Below are 3,838 nucleotides of genomic sequence, written 5' to 3' on the forward strand. Positions count from 1 at the left end.
TCTGCAGGTGATTATTTTTCGGCAGCTCAATATTTTTACCAAACAAATGGTGATATGACACAAGCGTTGTCTTGGGTAAATAGTGCCATTTCAAACTCACCAAAAGGACAAGATATTCCTTTTTGGTATTTACGTTTAAAATCGTTAATTCAAGTAAAATCTGGAGATAAAAAAGGAGCAATTGTTACGGCAAAAGAATCTTTAGTATTAGCAACAAAAGCAGGAAATGGCGATTATGAAAAAATGAACAAAGACAGCATTGCTGAATGGTCAAAATAATAGTTTTAATAGATGAAAGAATATAGATAATAGATGAAAGACTATTGTATTGTGTCCATCACTACTATAAGTTGACCACAAAAGTCAAATTATATGAAAGCAAATTTACAACAAATTAGAAAACAACGCTGCTATTCGGAAGAATTTAAAAAGGAAATTGTTTCTATTTATGAGAGCGGAAAATTAAGTGTTCTTCAAATAGAAAAACTTTATGGTATAAATAATGTTTCTATTTATAGATGGATTTATAAATTTTCTACCTTTAACGAAAAAGGATTTAGGGTTATTGAAATGAAAGAAAGTAGTATAGAAAAATTAAAGGAGCTAGAACTTAAAGTCAAGGAACTAGAACAAATCGTAGGGCAAAAGCAAATTAAAATTGATTATTTGGAAAAAATGATTGATATAGCTAAAGATGATTTAAAGATAGATATAAAAAAAAATTACAACACCTCACAATCAATTGGTTTAGAGAACATAATAAAGAAATAAAATTTTCTTTAAATCAGTTGTTTAAGGTTTTAAATATCAGTAAACAAGCGGTAAATCAATATCAAAAAAGGCAATCTGATTTTGACAAAAAAATGAACTGTTTGCTTATAGAAGCAGAAGAATTAAGAGCAGAACATCCTGGTTGTGGTATTGAAAAAATGTATTATACTTTAAAACCAAATTTTATTGGTAGAGATCGCTTTATTGAAGCTTTTATGGAATTAGGATTTAGAATTAAAAGAAATAAAAATTATAGACGAACTACTTTTGCATCAAATGTATATTATCCAAATTTAATCCAGTCAATGTCTGTATATGCACCTTCAATGATATGGCAATCCGATATAACATACATTTTTGTAGGAGAAAAATTTTATTATGCGGTTTTTATTATAGATGTTTACACAAAAAAAATAGTGGGATATGAAGTTTCAAATCACATGAGAGCAACTGCAAACATGAACGCTTTACAAATGGCACTTAATAACAATGAAGCCCCAATGATACATCATTCCGATAGAGGAGGACAATATATTTATGGGCAATATATAAACCTATTGAAAGAAAATGGTACTGAAATAAGTATGGCACTTTCTGCTCAAGATAATGCTTATGCAGAAAGAATAAATAAAACAATTAAAGAAGAATATTTAAACTACTGGAAACCAAAAACAATTGAGGAATTAAAAACACAACTTGAAAGAGCTGTAAATCAATATAATAATAAAAGACCTCATAATAATCTTGGCAAACAAACTCCTGTAGAATTTGAAAATAATTGGTATAAAAATAAAATGAAAACCAAACCAATTTTTACTATTTTTGATTATGATAAATTAATAGAAATCGGTCAACATTAATTAGGGATTGGCAAGGATGGTGATGGAATTTGAGATTTGGATTTATTTTTATAGGTATAGGCGTTTAGACCTCCCATGTTATTTATTGATTTTATTGACTTTTATTCAAAAAACACCATCTTTTTCATTAACACATCAAAGATTGACCCCATATTTGACCTTCTGTTGTATCTAAAATGATATTCATTTAGATAGTCTTGTATGTGTTCTTTGCTGCAATGATGATGAATTCCTCTCAACCAGCCTTTGATATTCATAATATGTATATGCAATTCTTTGAAGTTTTTTCCATCTTCCGATGCTACTTGTTTTAGTTTTAAAAACTCCTTTTTCAATGGTGCATATCCTTTCCATTTATCAGTAATTAATTCTGCATCTTTTGAGACATATTTTCTTAAAAAAGAACCCAACTCCTTTGCAGATGAATTTTCAATAACCTCAGCATAGGCTCTGCCAACTCCGTCTTCTACTATTTCCAATGCAAGAATTATTAACTTTTTAGCTCCTTTACTTCTTCCTTTTTTTCCTTCTTCTGGTCCGCCTATGACAAACTCATCTGCGTGAATAATCCCTGTTAATGGGCTTTTAAGACTGCTTTTCATTACTTGTTGCACTTTTTGTTTAAATGTCCAACAGGTTTTTTGCCTCAATTCAAATTCATTACTCAATTCCATAGAAGACATTCCTTTTTTCTTAGTACTAACTTTGAAAATAATATGAAATGCAATTAATATTGGAAACTTAAGTTTCTCAAACATTGTATTTGCAGTTGGGCTTTCATCATATTTGCATTTTAAACATCTTCTTGAAAATGGTTTTTTGCCTTTATAATATTTGTCATTATTACACTTTTTACAAGAATATCCGTTTTCCCATTTGATTGAAGAAAGGTATTCGTAACAGTCCAAATCTTCCTTAAATTGCTTATTAAATGTAATTGAATTCACTCCTATAAATTTTTCCCTTGCGCTCATTTAACAAAGGTAATTCTAATTTTTTATTTGGGCGACCTAAACGCCTATACCTATAAACATTTATGATTATTTGTAAAAAAATCACTTCATCTGCTCTAAAACTTCTTTTGCTTTTTGATTATATGGGTTGTTTTGGTCTTTTGAGATTGTACTAAATTGTTGATGTGCTGCATTCTCTTCATTTAGTTTTTTTAAGGTAAAACCTAATCGATAAACTGCATCATAATAAAATACACTTTCTTTTTTTTGAGTTATTTTAATATAACCCTCTTTAGCCACTTTGAAGTTTTTTAATTCATAACCAATTACTGCATGAAAGTAGATAGCTGTATCATTTTGCGGTTTTTTTATTAGAATTTCTTCCGACACTCCAAATGCAGCTTTCATTTTATTGTCGCGGTAAAGCACCATTAGATTTTCAAAATTTGCATTTTCTGTTCCCATATAGTGAGGTAAGCCTTCTTCTTTACTATAAAACTGGTCTATGGATTGGTTATGGGTTAAAGTGAAATGTATAAAATAGCCTAAAATAAAGCCTATAGGAAGCAATACGGCGGCATATTTTAAATAATTGATACTGTTGTTTGTTTTTTTAGTAGCGCGAGCTATTGTTTCTATCCTTTCTTCTGTTTTACTGAACGTATATTTTAAGACTTCATAATCCCAATTGTTTTTTTCTAACACCATTTTTGCTCCCAGTAAGGAATCGTCTATAGGATTCGTTTTTTTTAATATTTCCAAAATACGCATACGTTCCTGTGGGTCGAAATCATCTTCTAGTGATTGCAACAGCAGTTCTAAATTAATATTTTGGTTTTTTGTCATAGTATGTTTAAAACGATTCAGTTATAAATTTTTCCCAAAAGTAATTTTTTTGCTAATTACTCCATAAACGTATTCCATAATTTTTTTACTTTTTTTCTAACCATTGCCAAAAGATTCGCAATTGTTTTTTCAGATAAGTTGAATTGTTCTCCTATTTCTGCATTGGTGAACCCATCAATACTAAGACTGAGAATTTGTTTTTCTTTATTGGGTAGGCAATTTAATAATTCTTTGAAATTGTCATTTGTAAGGTTTTGTTTCGCATTGTTAAAGCTAATTGTAGGGAGAAAACCTTTAATACCATCTAGAATTCTATTTCTGTTTTTTTTTGTTTTAATAATATCTAGACTTTTGTTTTTTACCATTATCAAAAGCAATGCTTTCATGTTAATATCTTCCTCAATGAAT

General features: G+C 29.1%; 5 protein-coding genes and 1 pseudogene. 3 read left to right on the forward strand and 3 right to left on the reverse strand.

Annotated features, from left to right (window positions below; genetic code table 11):
* The 3 genes and pseudogenes from ACTF56_RS12815 to ACTF56_RS12825 form a co-directional block, all read left to right on the forward strand.
* A pseudogene (locus ACTF56_RS12815) lies at positions 1 to 279 on the forward strand (DUF2911 domain-containing protein); the annotation flags it as partial.
* A 93-nt stretch (positions 280 to 372) separates the two neighbouring features.
* Positions 373 to 771, forward strand: a complete 399-nt coding sequence (locus tag ACTF56_RS12820; RefSeq protein ID WP_438967304.1) for a transposase — start codon at positions 373 to 375, stop codon at positions 769 to 771.
* 17 nt (positions 772 to 788) lie between these two features.
* Positions 789 to 1,631: an IS3 family transposase gene (locus tag ACTF56_RS12825; protein WP_438967305.1), complete on the forward strand. Its 843-nt coding sequence runs from the start codon at positions 789 to 791 to the stop codon at positions 1,629 to 1,631.
* A gap of 101 nt (positions 1,632 to 1,732) precedes the next feature.
* Here the strand turns inward: ACTF56_RS12825 and ACTF56_RS12830 are convergent, their stop codons facing one another.
* The 3 genes from ACTF56_RS12830 to ACTF56_RS12840 all read right to left on the reverse strand — a co-directional run.
* Positions 1,733 to 2,605 carry an IS1595 family transposase gene (locus tag ACTF56_RS12830; protein WP_438967306.1) on the reverse strand — a complete coding sequence of 291 codons (873 nt, stop codon included), beginning with the start codon at positions 2,603 to 2,605 and terminating at the stop codon, positions 1,733 to 1,735.
* Between the two features lie 81 nt (positions 2,606 to 2,686).
* Positions 2,687 to 3,430: a tetratricopeptide repeat protein gene (locus ACTF56_RS12835; protein WP_438967307.1), complete on the reverse strand. Its 744-nt coding sequence runs from the start codon at positions 3,428 to 3,430 to the stop codon at positions 2,687 to 2,689.
* A gap of 56 nt (positions 3,431 to 3,486) precedes the next feature.
* On the reverse strand, positions 3,487 to 3,838 hold a 352-nt coding region (locus tag ACTF56_RS12840), incomplete at its 5' end, for an RNA polymerase sigma factor (RefSeq protein ID WP_438967308.1).

Source organism: Flavobacterium sp., from assembly GCF_965657075.1.
Taxonomy (GTDB): domain Bacteria; phylum Bacteroidota; class Bacteroidia; order Flavobacteriales; family Flavobacteriaceae; genus Flavobacterium.